This window comes from Janthinobacterium sp. GW822-FHT07H11, assembly GCF_058798615.1.
In genome coordinates this window covers 5,289,543-5,314,158 of the sequence record NZ_CM179507.1, presented here as the reverse complement: position 1 = coordinate 5,314,158, position 24,616 = coordinate 5,289,543, and the positions used below count along the sequence as shown (strand labels likewise).

Below are 24,616 nucleotides of genomic sequence, written 5' to 3'. Positions count from 1 at the left end.
TGATGCCTGTCTATGTATCGATGGGAAGAAAGCTGGTGTCGGGCGGCGGAGGGATGGGCCCGCCATTCGCAGATTCAATATGATATAACCAGGCCAGCAGTTCCGCAATCGCCCGATACAGGCCGGGCGGAATCTGGCGGTCCAGGTCGACATCCATCAGCAGCGCCACCAATTCCTTCGACTCGTGCACGAACACGCCGTGCTCGCGCGCCGTGGCGATGATCTGGTCGGCGATCAGGCCGCTGCCCTTGGCCACCACCCTGGGCGCCGGCGTGCCGCTCTGGTAGGCCAGCGCGACGGCCGTCTGCGGCACCTTGCGCTTGCCGTCATCGAGCATCGTCGTCTTCCGCTGCCGCTGCCGCTGCCGCTTCGGCCGTGTCCGTGCCCGCGATCGTCAACGAGGACAGGGGCCAGCCGGCCGCGTCCAGCGATGCTTGCAGCCGCGCCGCGTGGCGGCGCAGGGTCGCGGCGCTGTCCTCGCTGCCGGCCTGCATCTGGATCTGCACGCGGCCGCCCTGCAGCACCACCTGCGCGGCGATGTCTCCCAGCATGGGGAACTGGAAGCGCACGCCGCCGCGCCAGGCCGTCGCCTCTTCCGCCTCGTCCTGCCCGCCCGGCTGCTGTCCTTCGGGCGCGTCGCGGGCGATATCCCACTGCATTTTCTGTCCCGGCCATGCCTCGCCCTGCCACTGCACGCGCGCCTGTTCGTGCGTGTGCAGCTGCAGGTTGATCAGTTGCGCGGAGGCCAGGTCGGTGCCCTGGCGCAGATTTTCGCCCTGCAGGGCCTTTTGCATCTGCGGCTCCAGCATCAGCGAGGCCAGCGGGCGCTTGCCCTCGGCCCATTCGGCCACATGCGATTCATAGAACAGGCCGCTGCTGGCGACGGCATCGCGCAGCGTTCGCGCCACCTGCGCGGGGTCAGCACCCGGCGCGCCCATCAGCGGCGTCTTGCCGACCAGCGACAGCGGCGCGCCGGGCGCGCTTTCGGCCTGGCTCAGCACGCTGCTGATGGCGCGCGCGGTGCTGCTCAATTCGGGGGCGGGCGTATTCGCATCGAGCGATGGCAGCAGGCTGGCCGGCGTCATCGGTGCCCGGCTCAGCAAGGTGGCGGCCGCGCTGCCGGTGCGCACGCCCGCCTGGGCGCCATGCGTGGCAGCCGCTTCCGGTTCGGCCTCGGCCTCGGCATACGTGAGGGTGGCGCCGGCATCGCGGTTATTGCCGATTTGAAAGGAGGGGCGGGGATTGATGCCGAGCAAAGTCAGGGGGACGTCCGTGCCGGGCTGCGCGCCGGCCGGCAACTGCATGCGGGCCGGCGTGCCGGCCACGCGCACCAGATAGCTGCCGTCGCCCATGCGGGCCAGTACCTGTCCCTGCATGGATTTGCCGATCAGTCCCTGCAGCGAACGCTGGAACTCGGCCTGGCGCGGGTCGGCGACGGTGTCGGCCGGACGCGTGGCCTTGACCGGGGTCAAGGGCGTCATGCCGATGGCATCCATCTTCGGCAGCATGACGCCCCCTTGCTCGTTTAAATGCCGTAGGCGTTGGCCAGCCGCCGTTCGGTGCCGGTGCTGTTGATCAGCTTGGACAGATGCGCCATCCATGGCATGGTCAGGTCGCGGATCTTGCGGTCGTCTTCCAGCATCTGCTTGATCAGGGCCACCTTGCGCAGGCGGCCGGCGCTTTCCAGCACGACTTTTTCTTCATTCGCCTTCAGGCGCAGCACATGCGCGCTGATCTGCTGCTCCAGCACTTCCAGCTGGTCCCAGTCGGCATTGCCGGCGGCGGCGAGCATCTGGCGGGTCAGCGCTTGCATGGCTTCGTAAGTGTCCAGTACTTGTTGATTCGTCATCATGGATCAGGCGCTCGCAAAGTTGGGCATGCGGGATGCCGGGGGTTCGGTGGCCGCCATGCTGGCGCCGGGCGTGCCGATGGCATTCCAGGTGTCGCGCAGTTCCGTCAGCAGGCGCTGCACTTCTTCCAGCAGGGATACATCGTTTTTCAAGTTGGCCGTCAGCAGGCGGGCGCCCATGTATTCGTACAGGGCGTCGAGGTTTTCCGCGATCTCGCCGCCCGCGTCCTTGTCCAGGCTGGCGCGCAGGCCGTTGTCGATGATTTGCATGGCGCGTGAAATGGCCTTGCCCTTTTCGGGGATATTGCCCGCTTTCATGTGCATCTGCGCGCTCAGTACCGACACCAGCGCGCCGTCATACAGCATCACGATCAGTTTGTGCGGCGAGGCCGAGACGATGCCCGTTTCCAGGCCGACCTTGGCGTACGATTGCGCGCCTTTATTCGAAGATCCAAACATAGTATTCCTCTGGTAGGGTTTCGTTAGCGTAAGTTGGCCAGCGAAGCCAATTGCTGAGTCAGGAAATTGGTGGTGCTGTTCATGGCGCTGAGGGTCACGTCGAGCGAGCTGTATTGCTTGCGGTAGCGTGCCTCCGTCAGGGTCAGGCGCACGTTCAGGGCGTCGCGTTGCTTGGCGATGTCGGCCACGCTCTTGTTCAAGCCATCATTCTTGTTTTGAATCAAGCCTGTCGACCCCAGGTAGCTGTCGGTGACGCCGCCGAACAGGGCGCCCACGCCCTTCGAGATATTCACCGTGCCGCGGTCGCCCAGGTTGCCGCCATTGATCAGCACGGCAATGCCGGCACTGCCGGAGCCGGCCGAACCGGTCAGCGTCTGTCCGCTGCCCACGGCGACGGCGCCGCCGATGGTGCCGGCCACGTCCACGCCGGTGGTCAGCGCCGGCGCGCCGAACAATTCATCGGCGCCATTGCCGGAAATCTCTACCTTCGACGACGAGCCATATTTGTTCGACAGCACGCTGATGACGCCGTTTTGCTGCTTCACCGTCACGCCCGAACCGGCGGCCGACATGCCGGCCGCGCCGTTGATCAGCGACTGCAGGTGGCTGACCATGCTGTCGGCCGTGTAGGTGCCGGGGATCAGGGTCGCCTTGGTGACGACGCCATTGATGCTCATCGACAGGTTGTCATTGACGCCGGCGATGATGGTCAGGCCGGCTGGCGCGCTGCCGACCAGGCTGCCCTGGGTCGCCAGGCGCGAGATCGAGATGCCCTTGGTGCCGACGGTGGACGTGCTGGTCGAGCTGACGAAGCTGACCAGGCTGTCCGTGGTGGAGCCGGAGGTGGCCAGCAATTTGATGACATCGTCCGAATTCTTGTCGATCGCCGTCTGCAGCTTGCCGGTGTCGAGCTTCAGGGTGCCGTCCTTCTGGAAGGCCACGCCAAGCTGGCTCAGGCTGGTCAAGCTGCTGTCGAGGCCAGGCACGGAAGAGCCAAACATCTTGCGCAAGCTCGTTTGCAGGCTGATCGTGGTCGAATCGCCGACCAGCGGACCGCCGGTGCGCGCCGCGCCCTGCTTCAGGTCCGGCGTGACGGCCGTCAAGCCGTTGATGGTGGCGTTCAGTTCGTTATAGGCCTTGACGAAGTTGGTCAGGGCCGTCTTGATGCCCGAAGTGTCGCTGCTGATGCCCACGTTGCTGGTGCCCGCCTTGACCAGGCTCATGGTGACGCCCGGAATGGCATTGTCGACATTGTTGGTCTGGCTGGTGACGGCCACGCCATTGACGGTCAGCTTGGCATTTTGACCGGCATTGCTTTGGGTCATTTTTTGCGTGCCGTCGGGCGCATAGGACAGCAGGTCGCTGAGGGCCGCATCGCCGGCCACGGCGATGCGCATGTTCGACGTTTCGCCGCTTTTTTCCGAAGTCAGCACCAGCCGGTTGGGCTTGTCGCTACCGTCGGAAATGATGCTGGCGGTCACGCCGATGCCCGCCTTGTTGATGGCGTCGCGGATGCCTTGCAGCGAGTTGTTGCTCGAATCGATGGTGACCGTGCGCGCCGCGCGCGAGGGGTCCTGGGCAAACGTGGCGCCGGCATAGTTGCCGTTGGTCAGGGTACCGCCCGTGATGCTGCCGAATTCGAACGTCAGCACGGTGCTCGTGCCAGTGCCGATCAGCGCGCTGGTGCTGGCCTGGCCGGCGGCGGTAATGGTCTGTGCCTGTGCCAGCTGCGAGACATTGACGCTGTAATTACCCTTGACGGTGTCCTTGCCCGCGGAGGCGGTGAGGATGGCGCTGTCGGAAGAGGTGGCATTGGACACCTTGTATTTCGAGGAGTCGGACAATGCCGTGACGGTGGTCTGGAAGGCGCCCACCGCGCCGCTCAGGGTTCCATAGGCCGATAATTGGGCGGTAATGGCCTTTTCCTTGTCCTGCATGGCGACAAAGGGCCGGCTCTCGACCGCCATCAGCTGACTGACCAGGCCATTTACGTCGAGAACGCCACCAGTACTGACGGTTGAAACAGCCACAATAACCTCCTATGGAAAAGCATGAATATACGCAGTTAACGGCATATTCGATCGAGACTTTAGAGGGGTATTTGGCCGCCTGTTTACCTTATGCCACGCCGGGTACGGCGCCTGGCCGTGTCACGCCGTTTGCCGGATCAGCAAACCTTGTACTTTTTCTAATGCCTTGCCGATTTCCAGCGCCTCCGCGGTGGGCATCTGGCGGATGACTTCCTTGGTTTGCTGGTCGATGATCTTGACGACCGTGCGCTGGCTGTCGGTATCGACGGAAAACTCGAGTTCGCGCGACATGAATTGCATGGCCTTGTTGATATCGCTGACGGCTTGTCTGACGTCTTTCAAGTCCGGTTCGGGGCTGGCCTTGTCCACGGCGGCAGCGTCGGGTGCGGCGGTGGCGCCGGCCTTCGCTGCGGGTGCCGCAGGCGCGGTATGGGGGGCCGCTATCCGCGCTGGCGCGGGAGTGGCGCTGCCTGTTGCCTGGATGTCCATGATAGTGTCCTCTAACGAAAATTCCCCGGCGGATCAAGATGCAGCATCTGGATCGGCCGGGGAGAGCTTGACAGCTGGGCGGTGATTAGCCGCGCAGCAGCGACAGCACGCCGTTCGGCAGCGAGTTGGCCTGGGCCAGCATCGCGGTACCGGCTTGTTGCAGGATCTGGCCGCGCGTCAGCTTGGCCGTTTCCGCCGCAAAGTCCGTATCCTGGATGCGGCTACGCGAGGCCGACAGGTTTTCCGACGTCGATTCCAGGTTGCTGACGGCCGTTTCAAAGCGCGACTGCAATGCACCGAACGATGCGCGTTGGCTGTTGACGTTGGCCAGGGCCGAGTCGAGAATCTTCAGCGCATCGGTCGATCCCTTGACTGTCGTTACGTCGATGCCGGCCACCGTGTTGAGGGATGCCGAGCCTGCAGTAACGGCATTGGTGGTGACGACGTTGCCGACCGAGAAGCCCTTGTCGGAGTTCATCGAGATATAGCCGAGTGTCGTTGCCGAACCAGCAACAGCAACCGTCACGGCACTGCCGTTGGCCGCGCCGGTGGAATCGAGCGCGCCGACGTCCAGGGTGGCCGTCAGGCTGTTGTTCGTGATGCTGATGTTGTTGCCCGATGCATTCGACAATACCAGGCCATTGTTGTTGGCATTGAGCTTGGCGGTCACGCCGGTGGTCGACGACACATCATTGAACGCGCTGACGGCGGCAGCCAGGCCTTGTGCGTTGGCTGCGGCACCGACGGTGAACGACACGTTCGATGCGGTGCCGTTGTCCGACTGGATGGCCAGCGAGTACACGCCACCGGGGGTGAAGGCGGCGCTCTGGTCGGTTTTCGCCGTGGCAGTGACGCCGGTCTTGTCGGTCGAGCCATTGATGGTCGCGGCCAGGGTCTGTGCCGTGTCGGTGACCGCCACGTTGATGGTGGCGCTGGACAGGCCTTGCAGGCTGAACGAGCCAGCCGTGTAGGCGGTGGCCGTGCTGCCGGTAACGGTGGTCGGCGCATTCGACACTTTTTCGTTATTGCCGTAGTTATTCGTACGGAAGTTGGCGGTCGTGGCCTGGATGGTCTGGCCGGCGTTGGCGCCCACCTGGAAGGTGGCCGTGCCGAACGAGCCGTCGAGCAGCTTCAAGCCGTTGAATTCCGACGTTTGCGCGATACGGTCCGCTTCCGACAGCAACTGGCCTACCTCGGCCTGGATCGCCTTGCGGTCGCCTGCCGAGTTGGTGGCGTTCGACGATTGCACGGCCAGTTCGCGTACGCGTTGCAGGATGGTGCCCGTCGATTGCAGCGAACCCTCAGCCGTTTGCAGCAGCGACACGCCGTCGTTGGCGTTGCGCTTGGCTTGATCGAGACCGCGGATTTGCGAAGTGAAGCGCTCGGAAATCGCCAGGCCTGCAGCATCGTCTTTTGCGCTATTGATGCGCAAACCCGAGGACAAGCGTTGCAACGAGGTGGACAGGGCCGACTGGGAGGTGCTCAGGTTGCGTTGCGAATTGAGCGACGAGATATTGGTATTAATTACTGCAGCCATTTTGATGCTCCTTGCTATATGTTTTGGCTATGTGCCTTGTACCTTGGTCTGCCCCTCCGTTCCGGGACACTCACACCGCAGTTATAGTTATTAACGGAGTGCTCTGTGGAAAGTTTAGTGAAATAAAGCCAATATATTTTTTAATTTCGCCCTCAAGTTGCCGCTGGCTGTGGCGTTATACGGCAGCGTTGGTGAAAACTTGAGGGGAGATGTTTTCTTTTCTGTTCTTTTTTGCCAGGGAAAACTGAAAAAAATCCCTGGCGGATCTCGATCAAGGATCGAAACAGGCCAGGGAAGGGCTGGAACGTGGCGGTATTCAACGCGTCTTCAAGCAGATGGAAATGCAACCCCTGCCGGGCCTCTCGGAAGCGGCGATTTCGTTGCCTCGCCCGCCACGCATGCTCCGCACGTCTTGTCCGCGCTGCTTGCGCCGTCAGCCGAAGGCGCTCGCTACCGGGATGTGCCCTTAGGAGCCGCGCAGCAGCGACAGCACGCCGTTCGGCAGGGTATTGGCCTGGGCCAGCATCGCGGTACCGGCTTGTTGCAGGATCTGGCCGCGCGTCAGCTTGGCCGTTTCCGCCGCAAAGTCCGTATCCTGGATGCGGCTACGCGAGGCCGACAGGTTTTCCGACGTCGATTCCAGGTTGCTGACGGCCGTTTCAAAGCGCGACTGCAATGCGCCGAACGATGCGCGTTGGCTGTTGACGTTGGACAAAGCCGAATCGAGCACCCGCAATGCATCGTTGGCTCCCTTGACGGTCGATACATCGATTCCGGATACGGTGTTCAGCGTGGCGCCGCCGGCGCTGACGGCATTGGTGCCGGTAACGTTGCCGATCGAGAAACCCTTGTCGGAGTTCATCGAGATATAGCCGAGTGTCGTTGCCGAACCAGCAACAGCAACCGTCACGGCACTGCCGTTGGCCGCGCCGGTGGAATCGAGCGCGCCGACGTCCAGGGTGGCCGTCAGGCTGTTGTTCGTGATGCTGATGTTGTTGCCGGCAGCATTCGAAAGGATCAAGCCATTGTTGCTGGCATTGAGCTTGGCGGTCACGCCGGTGGTCGACGACACATCGTTGAACGCGCTGACGGCGGCAGCCAGGCCTTGTGCATTGGCTGTGGCGCCGACGGTGAACGACACGTTCGATGCGGTGCCGTTGTCCGACTGGATGGCCAGCGAGTACACGCCACCGGGGGTGAAGGCGGCGCTCTGGTCGGTTTTCGCCGTGGCAGTGACGCCGGTCTTGTCGGTCGAGCCATTGATGGTCGCGGCCAGGGTCTGTGCCGTGTCGGTGACCGCCACGTTGATGGTGGCGCTGGACAGGCCTTGCAGGCTGAACGAGCCAGCCGTGTAGGCGGTGGCCGTGCTGCCGGTAACGGTGGTCGGCGCATTCGACACTTTTTCGTTATTGCCGTAGTTATTCGTACGGAAGTTGGCGGTCGTGGCCTGGATGGTTTGGCCGGCGTTGGCGCCCACCTGGAAGGTGGCCGTGCCGAACGAGCCGTCGAGCAGCTTCAAGCCGTTGAATTCCGACGTTTGCGCGATACGGTCCGCTTCCGACAGCAACTGGCCTACCTCGGCCTGGATCGCCTTGCGGTCGCCTGCCGAGTTGGTGGCGTTCGACGATTGCACGGCCAGTTCGCGTACGCGTTGCAGGATGGTGCCCGTCGATTGCAGCGAACCCTCGGCCGTTTGCAGCAGCGACACGCCGTCGTTGGCGTTGCGCCGCGCCTGATCGAGGCCACGGATTTGCGAAGTGAAGCGCTCGGAAATGGCCAGGCCTGCAGCGTCGTCTTTCGCGCTATTGATGCGCAGACCAGACGACAGGCGTTGCAGGGAGGTGGACAGGGCGGATTGGGAAGTGCTCAGGTTGCGTTGCGAATTGAGCGATGCGATATTGGTATTGATAACTGCGGCCATTTGAAGCTCCCGGTTCTGCTGGGTTTTGGCTCTGTGCCTATTTACCTTGGTTTGCCCATCCGTTCCTGGGCACTCAAACCGTAGTTGTAATGGTTATCGGTGCCTGATTGAAAAAGTTGAGGGGTAAAAAGTAATTATTTTAAAGTTATTTTCCTTCCTGGCTGCCGACGCTGGCCCATACGGCAGTTTTTTAACAGACGTGAGGGGAAGTCATTTTTATGCAAGACATGCGGCGGCAGAAGGCATGCGGATGGAAACGTGGCAAAAGAAGCAGTAGCGCCCGCCGCATGGCGGGCGTTCGTTGGTGCGCTCAGTCCGCTACCACCACGCGGTTCTTGCCAGTCTGCTTGGCCTGGTACATGGCGCGGTCGGCGCGTTTTACCAGTTCGGCCTGCTCTTCGTTGGGATGGCGCAGGGCCACGCCGGCGGAGAAGGTGATCAAGACTTTTTCATTGTCGTGCAGGAAAAAGTGCTTGGTCAGCTCGCGTTGCAGGCGCGTCATGGTCGAAGCGGCAGCTTCCACGGTCGTCTCCGGCAGCAGGATCAGGAATTCTTCGCCGCCGAAGCGGGCGATGACGTCCATCGAGCGCAGGGTTTCCTTGACGATTTTCACCAGGTGTTTCAAGGCTGCATCGCCGGCCAGGTGGCCATAGGTATCGTTCAGGCGCTTGAAATCGTCCAGGTCCAGCATGGCGATGCACAGCGGCGTGCCGCGGCGGTCGGAGCGGGCCGTTTCGCGTTCGAACACGTCGTCCAGGCCGCGGCGGTTCAGGCTGCCCGTCAGCTGGTCTTCGCGCACCAGTTCGCTCATATGCTGCAGCTTCGCTTCCAGCGTGTGGATGCGCAATTCCGCATCCTGCACCTCCTGGCGTGCCAGCACCATCTTGTCGCGTGCGCGCAACGCTTCGTTCTGTACCATGCGCGTTTCGCGCAAGACTTCGTCGAGCACATGGTTCAGTTCGCTGATATTTTCCGCCTGGCTGATCTTTTCCGAATAGCCGCCGATTTTCTCGTGGAAGTCGCCCGTGCTGGCCGCCACCTGTCCCAGGCGGTCGATGAAGGTCATCATCATGTTCTTGACCGTCAGCTTGACGTCGGACAAACTGTGCTTGAGCTGGCTCTGCTTGTAGATGACTTCCTTCAGGCTGCGCGTGGCGTCTTCCAGCGCGCGCTGGTCCAGCGGGCCGGCGATCAGGTTTTGCACGGCATCGACCTGGCCGCGCAGCCAGCTGTCGTCGTCGAGCAATTGGCTGACGTTGTCCAGCAGCAACTTGAACAGGCGCAGCAGCAACTCTTGCTGTTCGGCCGTGTCGCCGCTCTTCAGTTCGATCTGGTAGCACAGCTGCTTCAGGCGCAGCGCCGCGTCGTTCAGCGCCTCTTCGGTATGCGCCTGCTTGATGGCCGCGCCCAGCGATTCGGCCTCTTCCACCAGCGCCGGCGTGCCGGTCAGCAGGGTGGCAACGGCAAAACCCAGGGTGCGGCTGAGCAATTCGCGCAGGGTGCGCGTCTGTTCGCCGTCGGGCAAGGGCGGCAATTCGATGTCGCCGCCCTTTCTCACCTGTTTTTCAGCCAGCTGCGCCAGGGTGCGTGCATAGCTGTCCCAGTCGCGTGCCTTCAGGGCGCGCTGGAAGCGGCGGCCAAAGTCGCCCAGCTCGCCCGCCGATTCGCTCATCTTGGCGGCAAACTGCGCCAGCACGTTTTCCGCGCCATGCTCCGTGGGGGCGCTGGCCGCCAGCACGGCGGCCGGAGTGGCCGGGTCGTCGGCCGCTTCGGTGATGCCGGCGATTTCATTGTAGATGTCGCGGTAGGCGCCCGGCGTGGGGGCGATGCGCCGCGTCGCCAGGCGCCGGAAGGCTTCGCGTGCGATGTCGGCCGGATTCATGGGCGTCCCGGCGGGGGTGTTCATGGCGCCAGTGGGAGCGTTTGCTGGCGAAGATGGCAATTTACTGGACATGTAGGCACGGCCTTTTTAGATATCTACTAATTATCCCCATGATATGCGAGTTGGCAAAGAACTTATTGTGCGAGAAGCAAGGAGAAGTCGGCCCAATTCGCCGGATGCCGCCCGCCCGCATGCGGCTGCCGGCGGCGAGCTTGCCGCTAATCGACCAGCTGGTTGCGGATGGCATAGTGGGTCAGTTCGGCGCTATTCTTGAGTTTCATCTTTAACAGAAGACGGGCGCGGTACTCGCTGACGGTCTTCACCGATAAGCTCAGTTCGGCTGCGATGGCCCCCACGGTCTTGCCCGAGGCGATCATCACCAGCGTCTGGTATTCGCGGTCGGAAAGGGTGTCGTGCAATGCCGTTTCATGGTCTTCGCCCACGCTATTGGCCAGTTCCTGGGCCAGCGAGGCACTGATGTACTTCAAGCCCTCCGCGACCTGGCGGATGGCCGTCACCAGTTCGCGCGGCGCGCTCTGCTTCGTCAGGTAGCCCGACGCGCCCGCCTTGAGCGAGCGGATCGCATACTGGTCTTCGCGATGCATGGACAGCATCAGCACGGCCAGCTCCGGTTTTTCCTTCTTGATCTGCTTGAGCACGTCGATGCCGCTGCGGTCGGGCAAGGAGATGTCGAGCAGCATTACCTGGCATTTCGAGCCACGGAACAGCTTGATGGCGTCGTGGCCGTTTTCCGCTTCGCCGGCAACGATGATGTCGCGGGTATCGGCGAGGATCTGCTTCAAGCCTTCGCGCACGATCGCGTGATCGTCGGCGATGAATACCCGGATGGTGGCTTTTTCTTTCATGACTGCATTCGTTTCTTATCTGGTTCGCCGACGCTAGGCTGCGTCTTGCGGCGGCCTCGCATGTGCTGGCGCACTGGCTGCAGCCGCTATTATCGCCTCTCGCGGCGTCGCCAGCCTGATTTTTATGGTGAGTACCGTGCCGCCGTCCGGCGCGTCCATCAAGGTCAATGTCCCGCCCAGCGCACTGGCGCGCTCGGCCATGCCGCGGATGCCGAACGATTGCGGCTTGGCGCGGTCCGAGAGGCGCATGCCCACGCCATTGTCGGCGATCTTCAGGCTGATGTGCTGGCGCTGGCGGGCCAGGCGCACCGTGACCTTGCTGGCCTGCGCATGCTTGGCGATATTCGTCAGCGCTTCCTGGGCGATGCGGAACAGGCTGGTGGCCTGGTCCAGTTCCAGGTCGATATCCTTGCGGTTCGAGATGAACTGGCAAGCGATGCCGGCCTGGCGCGCGAACTCCTTCACCTGCCAGTCCAGCGCGGCGACCAGGCCCAGGTCCAGCATCGAGGGGCGCAAGTCCAGCGAGATGCGGTGCACGGCGTCGATGCTGCGGTCCACCAGCGCATCGACATATTCGGCCTTTTCCTGCAGCAGGGCGTCTGCTGGCGGCAGGCGCCGCACCAGCATGGCCAGCGCCATCTTGATGGCCGTCAAGTTGCCGCCCAAGTCGTCGTGCAGTTCGCGCGCCAGGCGCGTGCGTTCATGTTCCTTGACCTTGTCGATATGCGCCGTCAGCTCGGCCAGGCGCGCGCGCGATTGCCGCACTTCGATCTGCTCGAGCCGGCTTTCCGTGATATTCGTCATGATGCCTTCCCACTGCACCGTGCCGTCGGCCAGCGCGCGCGGCGTCGAGCGCAGGTTGATCCATTTCACGTCCTTCCAGGCGTCCACCCAGATGCGGCCTTCCCAATTCCAGCTCCACAGGGCGTTTTTCGACACCTGCATGGAGTCGAGATACGAGGCGCGGTCGTCGGCCAGGATCAGCTGGTAAAACAGTTCCGGGCGCGCATGCAGCTGCGCCGGGCTCAGGCCCAGCAAGGCCTGGCAGCCGTCGCTCAGGTAGGCAAAGGACGCGCGGCCGTCCGCATGCAGGCAGAACTGGTACACCAGGCCCGGCGTATTCGAGACGATGGCGTTGAAGCGCGACTGCACCTGGGCCAGGGCGGCGGCCGTCGCCTGCGGCGTGCGCAAGTCCTCGCCCACGGCCAGGATCAGCGCGCGGCCCCGGTGGCTGGCGCGCGACAGGTGCACGGTCTGCGAATACTCGCTGGCGTCGCGGCGCCGCTGCAGGCGGTGCACGACGAGCTGGGCGCCGATGGCCTCGTCCAGCGAGGCCAGTTGCGGCGCCTGCAGCGGCGGCGCCAGCGCCAGCAGTTCTTCGCGCGCGTATTGCAGGTTGGCGCAGGCCGCATCGTTGGCGTCGAGCAACTGCAGGCTGGCCGCGTCGTACAGGTAGATTTCCGGCGCCGCCGCGCGCATGGCGGCGGCCAGGGTGGGAGTGTCGTGCATGGTCTGGCCTTCCTTCATCGGCGGCGCGCGCGCCAGAAGGCGGCGAAACGGCGCAGCACGCGCGCCGGGCGCGAATTATGGCGGCCGGGCGCGCCGCTGCGCAGGCGTTGCCACCAGGCCCGGCGGGCGCGGCCCAGCGCGGCCGACAGGCGGCTGACCCTGCGCCACGGGCGCGTGGCGCGCAGGCGGGCGATCCAGCGGTCCTTGGTTTCCATGAATACACCGTGCCAGCGCGCGAACCAGGGCAAACCGAGCAGGGTGGGGCGCGTCAGGCTGTACAGGCGCGCCACGGCCGCCGCGCCGCCCAGCTTGGCGAGGACGATCACGCCGATGCCGGAAAACGCATGGCCGCGCGCGATCGCCAGCAGGGCCAGCAGCTTGACGGGGAACAAGAGCACGGCGGGCAGCACGAAGATGGCCAGCGCCCAGTACGGCGGCAGGCGCTTGATCCACGCTTCCAGTGCATGCAGGGGCGGAAATTGCGCGATCACCTGCATGATGCGCGCGCCGGTCGCCCACAGCCACTCTTCGATCAGCAGGAAGATGGCGGCCAGGTAGACCAGCGGCGCGAACAGCCAGCGCCTGACTCTGTAGAATTTTTTCATCCGTCTCCGTGTGCGGCGCAGGTTTGCCGCGATTGCCACGATGATACGTCAAAAAAGCCCGCCCGCCTCCGCATCCGGTGTGCCCATGGCTTCCTGGCGCGGCTACAATAGACGGATGAATAAAGCCTTTGTAAAAGAATCCGACAACGACGACGATGAAGAAGCGGCCGCGCTGGCGCTGGCCATTCCCGCCGGCGCCAAGAACTACATCACGCCGGCCGGCTACCAGCGCATCAAGGACGAGCTGCTGCAGCTGATCGACGTCGAGCGTCCGGAAGTGGTGCGCATCGTCCATTGGGCGGCGTCGAACGGCGACCGTTCGGAAAATGGCGACTATATCTACGGCAAGCGCCGGCTGCGCGAAATCGACCGCCGCATCCGCTTTTTGACGAAACGCATGGACCTGGCCGCCATCGTCGATCCCAGCGTGCACCATGGCAACGACCAGGTGTTCTTCGGCGCCACCGTCACCTACCGCACCGGCGACGGCGCAACGCATACCATCACCATCGTCGGCATCGACGAATTCGACCCCCTGAACGGCAAGATCAGCTGGGTTTCGCCCATGGCGCGCACCATCACCAAGGCGCGCGAGGGCGATGTGCTCACCCTCAATACGCCGCAGGGCGAGCAGGAGCTGGAATTGCTGGAGGTGACGTATCCGGCGCCGGGGGAAACTTGAGCTGATGCTATCGGCATGAAAAAACGGCTGGGCAGAGAATCTGGCCAGCCGTTTTTTTAATTGCGCTCCCGGAGTATCCGGTTGACCCCGGCGACCCGGCGCACATTGCGCAGCAGGGCGGCCAGGTGGACCCGGTCCTTGACCTGCACGGTGAAGCGCAGCTGGTCGAGCACGTTGTCCTTGTCTTCGTCCATGCCCACATAGATGATGTTGGCGTCGGATTCGCCGATTTCGGCTGCCACGCGGGCCAGGATGCCCCGCTCGCTGTTGATCAGCACCTTGATGCGGCAGTCGAAGCGGCGGTTCAGTTCGGTTCCCCAGCGCACGGCGATCCAGCGGTCCGGTTCCTTGGCGCGCTGGCGCTTGGCCTGCGTGCAGTCGCTGGTGTGCACCAGCAAGCCCTGGTCGCGGCGCAGCTGGCCGATGATCTGGTCGCCGGGTATCGGCAGGCAGCACGGCGCCAGCTGCACCGAGACGCCTTCGCTGCCGCAGATGGTGACCGGGTCGAGCTCGCTGCCGCTATTGTGTTCCACCGGCATGCTGGCCGCTTCGCCGCCGATCAAGCCGAAGATGTGGCGCGCCACCAGGGTGGCCATGCGCTTGCCGATGCCGATGTCCGCGTACAGTTCGTCCATGGAATTGGCGCTCGATTCGTTGAGCAGGCGTTCCACCAGCGGCGCCGGCAGGTCGGCGTCGATGTTCAGCGTCTGCAGCGCCTGCGACAGCAATTGCTGGCCCAGGGCGATCGATTCGGGCAGGTTGATCGTGCGCAAATGGTGGCGGATGGCCGAGCGGGCCTTGCCGGTGCGCACGAACGACAGCCACGTCGGGCTGGGGCGCGACGAGGAATCGGTGATGATCTCGACGATGTCGCCATTGTGCAGCTCGGTGCGCAGCGGCGAGGTCTCGTTGTTGATTTTCACGGCCACGGTCTGGTCGCCGATGCCCGTGTGGATGGAATAGGCAAAATCGATGGCCGTGGCGCCGCGCGGCAGGGCGATGATCTTCGACTTCGGCGTAAACACGTAGACGGAGTCGGGGAACAGGTCGACTTTCACGTGTTCGAGGAATTCGGCCGAGTCGCCCGTCTGCTGCTGGATGTCGAGCAAGGACTGCAGCCAGGCGTGCGTGCGCTGCTGCAGGTCGGACGGGTTCGATTCGCCGCTCTTGTAGAGCCAGTGCGCCGCCACGCCCGATTCGGCCGTGCGGTGCATTTCCTGCGTGCGGATCTGGAATTCGACCGGCGTGCCATACGGACCGATGACGGTCGTGTGCAGCGACTGGTAGCCGTTCAGCTTGCGGATCGCGATGTAATCCTTGAACTTGCCCGGCATGGGCTTGTACAGGCTGTGCAGGGTGCCCAGCGAGACATAGCATTCGGCAAAGCTGCCCACCACCACGCGGAAGCCGTAGACGTCCAGCACTTGGGAAAACGACAAATGCTTGCTGCGCATCTTTTTATAGATGTCGTACAGGGTCTTTTCGCGGCCCGTGACTTCGGCATCGATTTCCGCCATGGCAAACGTGCTTTTCACCGCTTCCATGATCTTGTTGACCACTTCGCGCCGGTTGCCGCGCGCCGCCTTGACGGCTTTTGCCAGGGTACGGTAGCGCATCGGGTACAGGTGCGAGAACGACAGGTCCTGCAGTTCGCGGTAGATATTGTTCAGGCCGAGGCGGTGCGCGATCGGCACGTACACTTCCATGGTCTCGCTGGCGATGCGGCGCTTCTTGGCCGCCGTCATGAAGTCCAGCGTGCGCATATTGTGCAGGCGGTCGGCCAGCTTGATCAGGATCACGCGCACGTCCGAGGCCATGGCCAGCAGCATCTTGCGGAAGTTTTCCGCCTGCGCTTCGATCTGGCTCTGGAATTCGATCTTTTCCAGCTTCGACAGGCCGTCGACCAGGTGCGCCACGGGCGCGCCGAAGCGTTCGATCAATTCATCCTTCTTGACGTCCTGGTCTTCCATCACGTCATGCAGCAGGGCGGCCATGATGGCTTGCGCATCGAGCTTCCAGTCGGCGCAGATTTCGGCGACGGCGATCGGATGCGAGATATACGGCTCGCCGGAGCGGCGCATCTGGCCCAGGTGCATTTCGTCGGAGAAGCGGTAGGCTTCCTTGACTTTTTTCAGGTCGGCGGGGGACAGGTATTCGGCCAGCTTGTCGGCCAGGTGGCTGACGGAGGCCACGCCCGGGGCCGGCGCCGCCGAGGCGCCGCCGCCGGGCGTGCCGACGCCGGACGCGGAAGCGCCCGGTGTTTTTGCCGCCTGGCGCGGGGCCAGGGGCGGCAGTGCTGCGGAAGTCGTGTCGGCTGGGGTCAGACTCATAAAACGTCGCGTTGCTTCACAGTGTGAATAAAGGATACGGTAGAACCAGGGGTCAGCACTGTTCCGGCACGCGGGTTCCCACTTACATCGGGACCTTTTTCAGCATTTCGATGCCGACTTTGCCGGCAGCGATTTCACGCAGTGCGACGACGGTCGGCTTGTCCTTGGCTTCCACCTTCGGAGTGTGGCCTTGCAACAACTGACGTGCGCGATACGTTGCAGCCAGGGTCAGCTGAAAGCGGTTAGGGATCTGCTTCAGGCAATCTTCGATTGTGATACGGGCCATAGTAACTCCTAAATTTTTGTGCGTGGTGCAGTGTATGAACTGGCGTGCAGGCTGATTACTCGGCGTGCAGGCCCAGCTGGGCGAATAGCGATGCGTTGCGGGCCGCTTGTTGCGCAAACCGGCAACGGGCCGCTCTCACGATCGCGCTCAGTTCGGACAAAGCGACCGTAAACTCTTCATTGATAATAACATACTCGAACTCGGGAGCGTGTGCGATTTCGCCGCCGGCCGCCAGCAGGCGGCGCGTGATCACGTGCGGCTCGTCCTGGCCGCGCTTGTTCAGGCGTTCTTCCAGCGCGTCGATGGACGGCGGCAGGATGAAAATGCCGGCCGCGCGCGGGAATTGCTTGCGCACCTGGCGCGCGCCCTGCCAGTCGATTTCCAGCAGGATGTCGGTGCCGGCCAGCATTTGCTGTTCCACCATGATGCGCGAAGTGCCGTAGTAATTGCCATGCACTTCCGCCCATTCCAGGAACTCGCCCTGGTCGGCGCGCGCGATAAAGTCTTCCGCCGTCGTGAAGTAGTATTCGCGGCCATGCTGCTCGCCCGGGCGGGGCGCGCGCGTGGTGGTCGAGATCGACAGCTTGATGCCGGGTTCCTGCGCCAGCAGCGCATTGACCAGCGTCGATTTGCCGGCGCCGGACGGCGCGGCGACCACGAACAGGCTGCCGGAGAAGGCGGTAGGGTGAGTCATGCGGATCTTTCCATGTCTGTATTGTTGGCGCCTGGCTAGTCCGGCCCGCGCCCAAACGCGTATTTTACCAAGAGCTGCCCTTGCCAGTCATCAATTACAGCGGCCATGGGGCCAGCGGCGCTCAGTGCGGCAGCCGGCCCAGCATGACTTCGCCCGCGTTGAGCACGATGGCGCGTCCGTTCACATCGGTGCAGTCGCGGTTGTTGATGCGCACCAGGGTGCCATCGACCGACAGTTCCACGCCCAGGCCGCCGCGCGCGCAAATGCGGTACGAGGCCGCGTCGGCGCCCGTATAGATGGCGGCGCCCCGTTCCTTGAGCAGGAAGCAGCCGGCCGTGCACGCCTCGATCGCATAGGGCGAGGGCGGCTGCCCGGCCTGCGCCAGGGCGCCCGTCGTCAGCGCCGCCAGGCCGGCGGCGAATAGCCATTGCTGCAAGGTTTGCATGCGCTTACTCCAGGTTCTGCACCTGTTCGCGCATCTGTTCGATCAGCAGCTTCAAGTCCATCGAGGCGTCGGCCAGTTCCTTGACGGACGCCTTGGCGCCCAGCGTATTGGCTTCGCGATTGAGTTCCTGCATCATGAAGTCGAGGCGCTTGCCCACTTGTCCGCCCTTGGTCAGGATGTGGCGCGTTTCGCCCAGGTGGGCCGACAGGCGCGCCAGTTCTTCCGACACGTCGATGCGGATGCCGTACAGGATCACTTCCTGGCGGATGCGTTCCATGGCGTCCTGGCGCGACAGGGCCGAGTTCGAGCCCTGGCTGGCCAGCCCCAGCGCATCCTGCATGCGTTCGATGGCTTTTTGCTGGAAGGCCGCCACCACTTGCGGGATCAGCGGCGTGATGCGCTTGACGATGGCTTCCATCGCCTCGATGCGCGACACCAGCACCGCTTCGAGCGCGGCGCCTTCGCGCTTGCGGCTGTCGACAAAGGCGGCCACGGTGCGGCGGGTCAGCGCGCCCACGTCCGCCTGCAGGGATTCCTGTCCCACTTGCGCTTCCTCAATGACGCCAGGCCAGCGCAACAGTTCAGCCACCGTCATGACGGGAGCCGAGACGAAATGCTGGCCGACTTCGTTTTGCAGGCGCGCCAGTTCGGCCAGCAGGGGCAGGTTCAGCGCCTGCGTGCCGGCGGTCGCGGCCTTGCGGCCAAAGCTCAGGCGTACCTCGACCTTGCCGCGCGTGATGGCGGACATGACGGCGGCGCGCAAGTCGGGCTCCAGTGCCCGCAGATCGTCGTTGATGCGGAATTGCAGGTCGAGAAAGCGCGAGTTGACGCTCTTGATTTCAATTGTCAGCGTGCCAGCAGCACCTTCGCTGGTGGCAACCGCGTAGCCTGTCATGCTTGAAATGCTCAAAGGATTCCCCGATTTGGTCTTGTATACAGTCACTTATACACTTAATCAGCCAGCGCAGGCAAGACCGCCCGCGCCGTAAAACAGTGCCCGATACGGCGATGGCCTGAAAATTGCTGAATAGTGTGCGTTTTACGGCATTGTAAAGAAAATTGTGTTTGGCGGGGCAGGATTGTAGGGATCATGTGTGCAGCCCCCGCCATTGCTGCCCCGTGCTGTTGCATGGCTGCAAATGAGGGGGCCGCGCGGTGTTAGAATCGCTGCCGCATCCCCCAATCACACAGGACACTCCATGACATTCGAATCCCGCCCGAGCGGCCGCGCCGTCGACGCGCTGCGCGCCATCCGCATCACCCGCCAGTACACCAAGCATGCCGAAGGCTCGGTGCTGATCGAGTGCGGCGACACCAAGGTCATCTGTACCGCCAGCATCGAAGACAAGGTGCCGGGCTTCCTGAAGGGCAAGGGACAGGGCTGGTTGACGGCCGAGTACGGCATGCTGCCGCGCTCGACGCACACGCGCATGGACCGCGAGGCGGCGCGCGGCAAGCAGTCCGGCCGCACGCAGGAAATCCAGCGCCTGATCGGCCGCTCGCTGCGCGCCGCTTTCGATTTGCAAGCCTTCGGCGAACGCACCCTGCATCTCGATTGCGACGTGATCCAGGCCGATGGCGGCACGCGCACGGCCTCCATCACGGGCGCCATGGTGGCCGCGTATGACGCGTTTGCCCAATTGCAGGCGCGCGGTGCGATCGCCGCCATTCCCGTGAAAAGCTTCGTTGCCGCCATCTCGGTGGGCGTCTATCAGGGCATGCCGGTGCTGGACCTCGATTACGTGGAAGACTCGGGCTGCGACACGGACATGAACGTGGTGATGACGGAAGCGGGCCACTTCATCGAAGTGCAGGGCACGGCCGAAGGCGCGGCGTTCGACCGCGCCGGCATGAACCGCCTGCTGGACCTGGCGCAGGGCGGCATCGCCGACCTGATCGCCCTGCAGAAGCAGGCTCTCGGGATGTGATCTTTACACAGATTTACATCTGATTGCCCGCCGCGCCGGGCAAAAAGCCCACGCCTGCCACTTCTGGCGGCAGCGGCGGGGCGAGGTGAGGGGGGCGCAAAAGGTTTACAATATCGGCACTTCATACAGCCCCGCAGTTCCGCGCAGGGCTGGCTCAACCCGGATATTGTCAATGACCCAACGCCTCATCCTCGCCTCCAACAACGCCGGCAAGCTCAAGGAATTCAACGAGCTGCTCTCGACCATCGGTTTTTCCGTGCACGCCCAGGGCGAATACGATGTGCCTGAAAGCGACGAACCGTTCCACACCTTCGTTGAAAACGCCCTGCAAAAGGCGCGCCACGCGGCGCGCCTGACGGGCTTGCCGGCGCTGGCCGACGATTCCGGCGTGTGCGTCAATGCGCTCGGCGGCGCGCCGGGCGTGTATTCGGCCCGCTATGCGGGCGAGCCGAAGTCGGATGCGGCCAACAGCGCCAAACTGATCGCCGACCTCGAGGCGCATGCCGACAAGTCCGCGTATTACTACTGCGTGCTGGTGTACGTGCGCCATGCGGACGACCCGCAGCCGGTGATCGCCGACGGGCGCTGGAACGGCGAGATGATCGCCTTGCCGCGCGGCAACGGCGGCTTTGGCTACGATCCGCATTTCTTCATTCCCGCGCTGGGCAAGTGCGCGGCCGAACTGACGTCCGACGAAAAGAACGCGCTGTCGCACCGGGGCCAGGCCCTGCGCGCGCTGGTGGAAAAGCTGCGATGATCCCGATCAAACTGGTGGGCGCCGTTGCCAAGTCCGCAGCCAAGCCCGGCGCCGCCCCGGCGCCGCAGGAAGGTATCTCCGGCGCCGCCGGGGCGGCCCTGAAGTACCTGCAGCCGGGCGCGCTGAACCTGACGGCGCTGCCGCCGCTGTCGCTGTACATCCATTTTCCGTGGTGCGTGAAAAAATGCCCGTATTGCGACTTCAATTCGCACGAGGTGCGCGGCGACTTGCCGGAAGAGCAATACCTGGCGGCCCTGCGCCTGGACCTGGAAATGGCGCTGCCATTGATCTGGGGCCGCAAGATCCACACGATTTTCATCGGCGGCGGCACGCCCAGCCTGATGTCGGCGGCGGGGCTGGACCGCTTGATGTCGGACGTGCGCACCCTGCTGCCCCTGGAGCCCGATTGCGAAATCACCATGGAGGCCAATCCGGGCACCTTCGAGGCGGAAAAATTCAAGTCTTACCGGGCCAGCGGCATCAACCGCCTGTCGGTCGGCATCCAGAGCTTCAACGGCCGCCATTTGCAGGCGCTGGGGCGCATCCATGACGACAGCGAGGCGCGCCGCGCGGTGGACATCGCGCACGCGAACTTCGACAACTTCAATCTCGACCTGATGTATGCGCTGCCCACGCAGACGCTGGCCGAGGCGCAGCAGGACCTGGAAACGGCGCTGGCGTTCGCGCCGCCGCATTTGTCGCTGTACCACCTGACCCTGGAGCCGAACACGCTGTTCGCCAAGTATCCGCCGGCGCTGCCGGACGACGACGAGAGCGCCGATATCGCCGACATGGTGGCCGAACGCTCGGCGCAGGCAGGCTACGGCCGCTATGAAGTGTCGGCGTATGCGCAGCCGGGCCGCCAGGCCAGGCACAACCGCAATTACTGGGAATTCGGCGATTATCTCGGCATCGGCGCCGGCGCCCATTCGAAGATCTCGTTCCCGCACCGCGTCTTGCGCCAGGCCCGCTACAAGCAGCCGAAGGCGTACATGGAGGCGGTGCAGGCGGGCCGGCCGGTACAGGAAGAGCGCGAGCTGGCACGCGAAGAGATGGGTTTCGAATTCATGCTCAATACCCTGCGCCTGACGCAGGGCTTCTCGCCCAACCTGTTCGCCGAGCGCACGGGCCTGGCCATCAATGCCATCGACAAGCCGCTCAACGCGGCCGAGGCCAAGGGCTTGCTGTACCGCGATCACCAGTTGATACGCCCGACGGAACTGGGGCTGCGCTTCCTGAACGACCTGCAGCAGATGTTCCTGGAGGACTGAGGCCGCTAATGCGTGGTGGCGGCGCGCAGGCGCTGCAGCTTGGCCGCATACAAGCTATGGTCGTTGCGCGTGACGCTGTTGTCCATCGCCAGTTCCAGCTGCCGGCCTGCCTGGGCCAGTTGTCCCAGGTGCGCATACGCCTGCGCCAGCCAGAAGTGGAACTCGTGATAGTAGGGATCGCGCGCGATTTCGCGCGAAAACAGCCGGATCGCGCCGGCATCATCGCCCTTTTGCATGGCTGCCTTGCCCAGATTGAAATAATGGAAAGGCGGCTGCGGCTGCAGCGCCAGCAGGCGCCGCCGCAGCGGCACGGCATCCGCAGCCATGCCCGATGCCTCCAGTGCCTGCACCAGGTTCGACAGCAGGGCGGTGTTGTCGGGCGTGCGCTCCAGCGCGTGCGCCAGGGTGCGCCGCGCCATCGCCAGGTCGCCATGGCGCAGCTGGACCACGCCCAGCGTGTTATAGGCGCCGCTGAAGGACGGGTCTTGCACGATGGCGCTGCGCGCCCACCAGTAGGCCTGGTTCAGCTGGCCCTCGCTCATGGTTTCGGCGGCGCGGTTGTTCATGTACATGGCGAGGATGGTCGCCTCGCTGATTTCGCGCGTGCGGTAGCCCGCCACGTCGCCGGACGGCAGGAAATCGATCACCATCATGCCCTTGGCGTCGTAATTATTCGGATTGTCGCCCAGGCGCGGGCCCAGCACCAGATTGACGTGGCCGGCGACAAAATACATGTCGCCGCTGCGGCTCCAGCTTTCTTCGCCCAGTACCTCCTGGTAGCGCACGCTCAAGCCCATTTCATGCGCCAGCGCCGCCGTCATGATCACCAGCGACAGGCAGTTGCCGCTGCGCGCGGCAAACGTTTCGCCGGCATTGCGGGTCATGGCCGCGTCGTATTCGAGTTTCAGCCGGCTCTTGTCGTACAGCGCGTCATACAGCGCGCTGCGGGGATTCTTGTTGCGGGTCTCGCGCAGCACTTCCGTCTGCACGTAGTGCCGCATGGCGTCGCTGAGGGCGAACACGCGGCTCGCATCGATGGCGGCGGCCGGCATGAAGTCGGCGTCGTTGAAGACGGGCGGCAAGCTTGCCGCCGGTGTTGCGGCGCAGCCCGCCAAGGCGCCGCACAGCATGGCCGCGCCAAGGCGCAGGAGCCACCGGGCGGTAAAAAGATAGGGGCGCATGATCTCTCCCTGGAAGGCGCCGGCTGTCTTGCTTCGCGGTGGCGCGCCAGTCCCACCTGAAACCAGTATCGGCGCGCCCGGCGGCGCTGTCAAATACTTTAGGCCGGGCTTAAAACTCTTCCCAGTCCTGCTCCCCGGAAATATGCGCGGGGGGACGATGCGTGGCGGCGGACGCCGGCCTGGGCGTGCCTGCCGGCCTGGCCTTCGCCTGCGGAACGCGGGGCGCGCCGATCCGCGCCGCGGCCGGCACGTCGGCGCCGGCTGCCTTCGCGGGACGCGCCGTCCGCGCTGGCGCGCTGGTCATGTGCTCGAGTTGGAAGCCGGCCGCCACTTGCGCCAGGCGCGCCGCCTGGTCCTGCATGCTTTCGGCCGCCGCCGCCGCTTCCTCCACCAGGGCCGCATTTTGCTGCGTCACCTGGTCCATCTGCGCGATGGCCTGGTTGACCTGGTCGATGCCCATGCTTTGCTCGGCGCTGGCGGCCGTGATCTCGGCCATGATGTCGGTGACGCGGCGCACGCTGTCGACCACCTCGCCCATGGTGCTGCCGGCCTGCTGCACCAGTCGCGTGCCGTTGTTGACCTGTTCCACCGAGTCGCCGATCAGCGTCTTGATTTCGCGCGCCGCCGCCGCCGAACGCTGCGCCAGGTTGCGCACCTCGGTGGCGACGACGGCAAAGCCGCGTCCCTGCTCGCCGGCCCTGGCCGCCTCGACGGCCGCGTTCAGGGCCAGGATATTCGTCTGGAAGGCGATGCCGTCGATCACGCCGATGATGTCGACGATCTTCGTCGATGCCGTGTCGATGGCGCCCATGGTGTCGACCACCTGGCTGACGATGCTGCCGCCCCGTTCGGCCACGCTGGACGCGGCCACGGCCATCTGGTTGGCCTGGCGCGCATTGTCGGCGTTCTGCTTCACGGTGCTGGTCAATTCTTCCATCGACGAGGCGGTCTCTTCCAGCGAACTGGCCTGCTGTTCCGTGCGCGCCGACAGGTCGGCGTTGCCGGTGGCGATTTCGCCCGATGCCGTGGCGATGGCGGTGGTGCCCGTCTGTACTTCCGACACTACCTTGCGCAGCGCCTCGTTCATGCCTTGCAGCGCCCGCATCAGGTCGCCGATTTCGTCGCTGGCGGCCTGGCCGAAATGCGTGCGCAAGTCGCCCGCGGCCACCGTCTCGGCCACCTTCACTGCCGCCTGCAGGGGCGCGGTGATCGAACGCGTGATCAGCCACGCGCACACGCTGCCCAGTGCCACCACCAGGGCGCACAGCAACACCAGCAGGGTGAAGCTGCGCTCGTTGGCCGCCTCGATGGCGTGCGCGGTCGCGTCGATGGCCTGGCGCTGCTGCGCCAGCAGCGCCTTGACGTTGTTCTGGTACTTGGCCGCCGCCGGGGCAAAGCTGTCGCGGTAGGCGCTTTCCGCCTGCGCCGCGTTGCCGCCCTTGCGCGCATTCATCACCAGCGTCTTGGCATCCTGGTATTTGACGCGCTCCTCGATGGATGCCTTGAAGATGGCCTTTTCCTCCTCGCTGACGAGCAGGGTTTCGATTTTCTTCAGCAGTTCGCCACCCTGCCTGGTGCTGTCGGCGATGGTGTCGGCAAACACGCTCGACAGGGTTTCGTCCGTGCTCCTGGCGATCATCGAGGTACGCGCGATGGCTGAATAGATCAGCACATACCAGTCCGATACCAGGCGCTCCTTGGCCAGCGGTTTTTCCATCATTTGCCGCGTCGCCTCGGAATTGATGTGGCCGCTATACAGCGCATACGCGGTGGAGAAGACGGACAGCAGCAGCACCAGCGCGAAACCTGCTGCCAGGCGCGTGCCGATACGAAGATGGGAGAGAGCGTGCATGGTCGAACTCCTGTCGCAGGGGAGGGGGATTGCCTGTGCGATA

23 protein-coding genes are annotated in these 24,616 nt (G+C 64.0%); 4 read left to right on the top strand and 19 right to left on the bottom strand.

The window, feature by feature from the left end; genetic code table 11:
• Positions 1–10 precede the first annotated feature (10 nt).
• From AC3RCJ_RS23380 to AC3RCJ_RS23325, 12 genes are all read right to left on the bottom strand, one after another.
• Entirely contained in the window at positions 11–337 is a 327-nt protein-coding gene (locus AC3RCJ_RS23380) for an EscU/YscU/HrcU family type III secretion system export apparatus switch protein (protein WP_492964871.1), read from the bottom strand.
• Complete coding sequence (gene fliK / locus AC3RCJ_RS23375) at positions 327–1,508, bottom strand: flagellar hook-length control protein FliK (protein ID WP_492964872.1); 1,182 nt, start codon at positions 1,506–1,508, stop codon at positions 327–329. The genes AC3RCJ_RS23380 and fliK overlap by 11 nt, the downstream gene beginning before the upstream one ends.
• 17 nt (positions 1,509–1,525) lie before the next feature.
• A complete protein-coding gene (locus AC3RCJ_RS23370) occupies positions 1,526–1,852 on the bottom strand; it encodes a flagellar protein FliT (protein WP_492964873.1) in 327 nt (108 codons plus the stop codon).
• 3 nt (positions 1,853–1,855) lie between these two features.
• Positions 1,856–2,308, bottom strand: coding sequence for a flagellar export chaperone FliS (gene fliS, locus AC3RCJ_RS23365; RefSeq protein ID WP_492964874.1), 453 nt, complete (start codon positions 2,306–2,308; stop codon positions 1,856–1,858).
• 23 nt (positions 2,309–2,331) lie between these two features.
• Positions 2,332–4,338, bottom strand: a complete 2,007-nt coding sequence (gene fliD / locus AC3RCJ_RS23360) for a flagellar filament capping protein FliD (protein WP_492964875.1) — start codon at positions 4,336–4,338, stop codon at positions 2,332–2,334.
• Between the two features lie 120 nt (positions 4,339–4,458).
• On the bottom strand, positions 4,459–4,827 hold the full coding sequence (locus AC3RCJ_RS23355) for a flagellar protein FlaG (RefSeq protein WP_492964876.1): 369 nt from the start codon (positions 4,825–4,827) through the stop codon (positions 4,459–4,461).
• A gap of 85 nt (positions 4,828–4,912) precedes the next feature.
• Positions 4,913–6,364: a flagellin N-terminal helical domain-containing protein gene (locus AC3RCJ_RS23350; protein ID WP_492964877.1), complete on the bottom strand. Its 1,452-nt coding sequence runs from the start codon at positions 6,362–6,364 to the stop codon at positions 4,913–4,915.
• A 466-nt stretch (positions 6,365–6,830) separates the two neighbouring features.
• Complete coding sequence (locus tag AC3RCJ_RS23345; protein ID WP_492964878.1) at positions 6,831–8,285, bottom strand: flagellin N-terminal helical domain-containing protein; 1,455 nt, start codon at positions 8,283–8,285, stop codon at positions 6,831–6,833.
• Positions 8,286–8,595: 310 nt separating this feature from the next.
• Complete coding sequence (locus AC3RCJ_RS23340; protein ID WP_492964879.1) at positions 8,596–10,191, bottom strand: GGDEF domain-containing protein; 1,596 nt, start codon at positions 10,189–10,191, stop codon at positions 8,596–8,598.
• Between the two features lie 194 nt (positions 10,192–10,385).
• On the bottom strand, positions 10,386–11,033 hold the full coding sequence (locus tag AC3RCJ_RS23335; protein WP_492964880.1) for a response regulator: 648 nt from the start codon (positions 11,031–11,033) through the stop codon (positions 10,386–10,388).
• Between the two features lie 33 nt (positions 11,034–11,066).
• Entirely contained in the window at positions 11,067–12,542 is a 1,476-nt protein-coding gene (locus tag AC3RCJ_RS23330; RefSeq protein ID WP_492964881.1) for a sensor histidine kinase, read from the bottom strand.
• 14 nt (positions 12,543–12,556) lie between these two features.
• Entirely contained in the window at positions 12,557–13,147 is a 591-nt protein-coding gene (locus AC3RCJ_RS23325) for a hypothetical protein (RefSeq protein WP_492965238.1), read from the bottom strand.
• Positions 13,148–13,262: 115 nt separating this feature from the next.
• Here AC3RCJ_RS23325 and greB point away from each other — a divergent pair, with 115 nt between their 5' ends.
• Positions 13,263–13,829 carry a transcription elongation factor GreB gene (greB, locus tag AC3RCJ_RS23320; RefSeq protein ID WP_492965052.1) on the top strand — a complete coding sequence of 189 codons (567 nt, stop codon included), beginning with the start codon at positions 13,263–13,265 and terminating at the stop codon, positions 13,827–13,829.
• A gap of 56 nt (positions 13,830–13,885) precedes the next feature.
• Here greB and AC3RCJ_RS23315 read toward each other — a convergent pair whose 3' ends face one another.
• The 5 genes from AC3RCJ_RS23315 to AC3RCJ_RS23295 all read right to left on the bottom strand — a co-directional run bounded on the left by AC3RCJ_RS23315 (position 13,886) and on the right by AC3RCJ_RS23295 (position 18,479).
• Complete coding sequence (locus AC3RCJ_RS23315) at positions 13,886–16,159, bottom strand: RelA/SpoT family protein (RefSeq protein ID WP_492965050.1); 2,274 nt, start codon at positions 16,157–16,159, stop codon at positions 13,886–13,888.
• An 82-nt stretch (positions 16,160–16,241) separates the two neighbouring features.
• Positions 16,242–16,445: a DNA-directed RNA polymerase subunit omega gene (gene rpoZ / locus AC3RCJ_RS23310; protein ID WP_010400723.1), complete on the bottom strand. Its 204-nt coding sequence runs from the start codon at positions 16,443–16,445 to the stop codon at positions 16,242–16,244.
• A 55-nt stretch (positions 16,446–16,500) separates the two neighbouring features.
• On the bottom strand, positions 16,501–17,139 hold the full coding sequence (gene gmk / locus AC3RCJ_RS23305) for a guanylate kinase (RefSeq protein WP_492965049.1): 639 nt from the start codon (positions 17,137–17,139) through the stop codon (positions 16,501–16,503).
• 121 nt (positions 17,140–17,260) lie between these two features.
• Entirely contained in the window at positions 17,261–17,584 is a 324-nt protein-coding gene (locus AC3RCJ_RS23300) for a hypothetical protein (protein ID WP_492965048.1), read from the bottom strand.
• Between the two features lie 4 nt (positions 17,585–17,588).
• Positions 17,589–18,479 (bottom strand): YicC/YloC family endoribonuclease, encoded by an 891-nt coding sequence (locus AC3RCJ_RS23295; protein ID WP_099403009.1) that lies wholly within the window; start codon positions 18,477–18,479, stop codon positions 17,589–17,591.
• Between the two features lie 304 nt (positions 18,480–18,783).
• On the opposite strand from AC3RCJ_RS23295, the gene rph reads away from it, so the two are divergent.
• From rph to hemW, 3 genes are all read left to right on the top strand, one after another.
• Positions 18,784–19,512 (top strand): ribonuclease PH, encoded by a 729-nt coding sequence (rph, locus tag AC3RCJ_RS23290; protein WP_492965047.1) that lies wholly within the window; start codon positions 18,784–18,786, stop codon positions 19,510–19,512.
• A gap of 172 nt (positions 19,513–19,684) precedes the next feature.
• Positions 19,685–20,269: an RdgB/HAM1 family non-canonical purine NTP pyrophosphatase gene (gene rdgB, locus AC3RCJ_RS23285; protein ID WP_492965046.1), complete on the top strand. Its 585-nt coding sequence runs from the start codon at positions 19,685–19,687 to the stop codon at positions 20,267–20,269.
• The gene (hemW, locus tag AC3RCJ_RS23280) at positions 20,266–21,540 is read left to right on the top strand and encodes a radical SAM family heme chaperone HemW (protein ID WP_492965045.1); all 1,275 of its coding nucleotides are present in this window, start codon (positions 20,266–20,268) and stop codon (positions 21,538–21,540) included. Before rdgB ends, hemW begins: the two co-directional genes overlap by 4 nt.
• 5 nt (positions 21,541–21,545) lie before the next feature.
• Here the strand turns inward: hemW and AC3RCJ_RS23275 are convergent, their stop codons facing one another.
• Positions 21,546–22,721 carry a tetratricopeptide repeat protein gene (locus tag AC3RCJ_RS23275; protein WP_492965044.1) on the bottom strand — a complete coding sequence of 392 codons (1,176 nt, stop codon included), beginning with the start codon at positions 22,719–22,721 and terminating at the stop codon, positions 21,546–21,548.
• Positions 22,722–22,830: 109 nt separating this feature from the next.
• A complete protein-coding gene (locus tag AC3RCJ_RS23270) occupies positions 22,831–24,573 on the bottom strand; it encodes a methyl-accepting chemotaxis protein (protein WP_492965043.1) in 1,743 nt (580 codons plus the stop codon).
• Positions 24,574–24,616 lie beyond the last annotated feature (43 nt).

What these genes read in the sequence shown, in the direction of transcription:
- AC3RCJ_RS23380 (WP_492964871.1), bottom strand. Translation starts at nt 337, where the DNA reads ATGCTCGATGACGGCAAGCGCAAGGTGCCGCAGACGGCCGTCGCGCTG.
- fliK (WP_492964872.1), bottom strand. Translation starts at nt 1,508, where the DNA reads ATGCTGCCGAAGATGGATGCCATCGGCATGACGCCCTTGACCCCGGTC.
- AC3RCJ_RS23370 (WP_492964873.1), bottom strand. Translation starts at nt 1,852, where the DNA reads ATGATGACGAATCAACAAGTACTGGACACTTACGAAGCCATGCAAGCG.
- fliS (WP_492964874.1), bottom strand. Translation starts at nt 2,308, where the DNA reads ATGTTTGGATCTTCGAATAAAGGCGCGCAATCGTACGCCAAGGTCGGC.
- AC3RCJ_RS23355 (WP_492964876.1), bottom strand. Translation starts at nt 4,827, where the DNA reads ATGGACATCCAGGCAACAGGCAGCGCCACTCCCGCGCCAGCGCGGATA.
- AC3RCJ_RS23350 (WP_492964877.1), bottom strand. Translation starts at nt 6,364, where the DNA reads ATGGCTGCAGTAATTAATACCAATATCTCGTCGCTCAATTCGCAACGC.
- AC3RCJ_RS23345 (WP_492964878.1), bottom strand. Translation starts at nt 8,285, where the DNA reads ATGGCCGCAGTTATCAATACCAATATCGCATCGCTCAATTCGCAACGC.
- AC3RCJ_RS23340 (WP_492964879.1), bottom strand. Translation starts at nt 10,191, where the DNA reads ATGAACACCCCCGCCGGGACGCCCATGAATCCGGCCGACATCGCACGC.
- AC3RCJ_RS23335 (WP_492964880.1), bottom strand. Translation starts at nt 11,033, where the DNA reads ATGAAAGAAAAAGCCACCATCCGGGTATTCATCGCCGACGATCACGCG.
- AC3RCJ_RS23330 (WP_492964881.1), bottom strand. Translation starts at nt 12,542, where the DNA reads ATGCACGACACTCCCACCCTGGCCGCCGCCATGCGCGCGGCGGCGCCG.
- AC3RCJ_RS23325 (WP_492965238.1), bottom strand. Translation starts at nt 13,147, where the DNA reads ATGAAAAAATTCTACAGAGTCAGGCGCTGGCTGTTCGCGCCGCTGGTC.
- greB (WP_492965052.1), top strand. Translation starts at nt 13,263, where the DNA reads ATGAATAAAGCCTTTGTAAAAGAATCCGACAACGACGACGATGAAGAA.
- AC3RCJ_RS23315 (WP_492965050.1), bottom strand. Translation starts at nt 16,159, where the DNA reads ATGAGTCTGACCCCAGCCGACACGACTTCCGCAGCACTGCCGCCCCTG.
- rpoZ (WP_010400723.1), bottom strand. Translation starts at nt 16,445, where the DNA reads ATGGCCCGTATCACAATCGAAGATTGCCTGAAGCAGATCCCTAACCGC.
- gmk (WP_492965049.1), bottom strand. Translation starts at nt 17,139, where the DNA reads ATGACTCACCCTACCGCCTTCTCCGGCAGCCTGTTCGTGGTCGCCGCG.
- AC3RCJ_RS23300 (WP_492965048.1), bottom strand. Translation starts at nt 17,584, where the DNA reads ATGCAAACCTTGCAGCAATGGCTATTCGCCGCCGGCCTGGCGGCGCTG.
- AC3RCJ_RS23295 (WP_099403009.1), bottom strand. Translation starts at nt 18,479, where the DNA reads ATGACAGGCTACGCGGTTGCCACCAGCGAAGGTGCTGCTGGCACGCTG.
- rph (WP_492965047.1), top strand. Translation starts at nt 18,784, where the DNA reads ATGACATTCGAATCCCGCCCGAGCGGCCGCGCCGTCGACGCGCTGCGC.
- rdgB (WP_492965046.1), top strand. Translation starts at nt 19,685, where the DNA reads ATGACCCAACGCCTCATCCTCGCCTCCAACAACGCCGGCAAGCTCAAG.
- hemW (WP_492965045.1), top strand. Translation starts at nt 20,266, where the DNA reads ATGATCCCGATCAAACTGGTGGGCGCCGTTGCCAAGTCCGCAGCCAAG.
- AC3RCJ_RS23275 (WP_492965044.1), bottom strand. Translation starts at nt 22,721, where the DNA reads ATGCGCCCCTATCTTTTTACCGCCCGGTGGCTCCTGCGCCTTGGCGCG.
- AC3RCJ_RS23270 (WP_492965043.1), bottom strand. Translation starts at nt 24,573, where the DNA reads ATGCACGCTCTCTCCCATCTTCGTATCGGCACGCGCCTGGCAGCAGGT.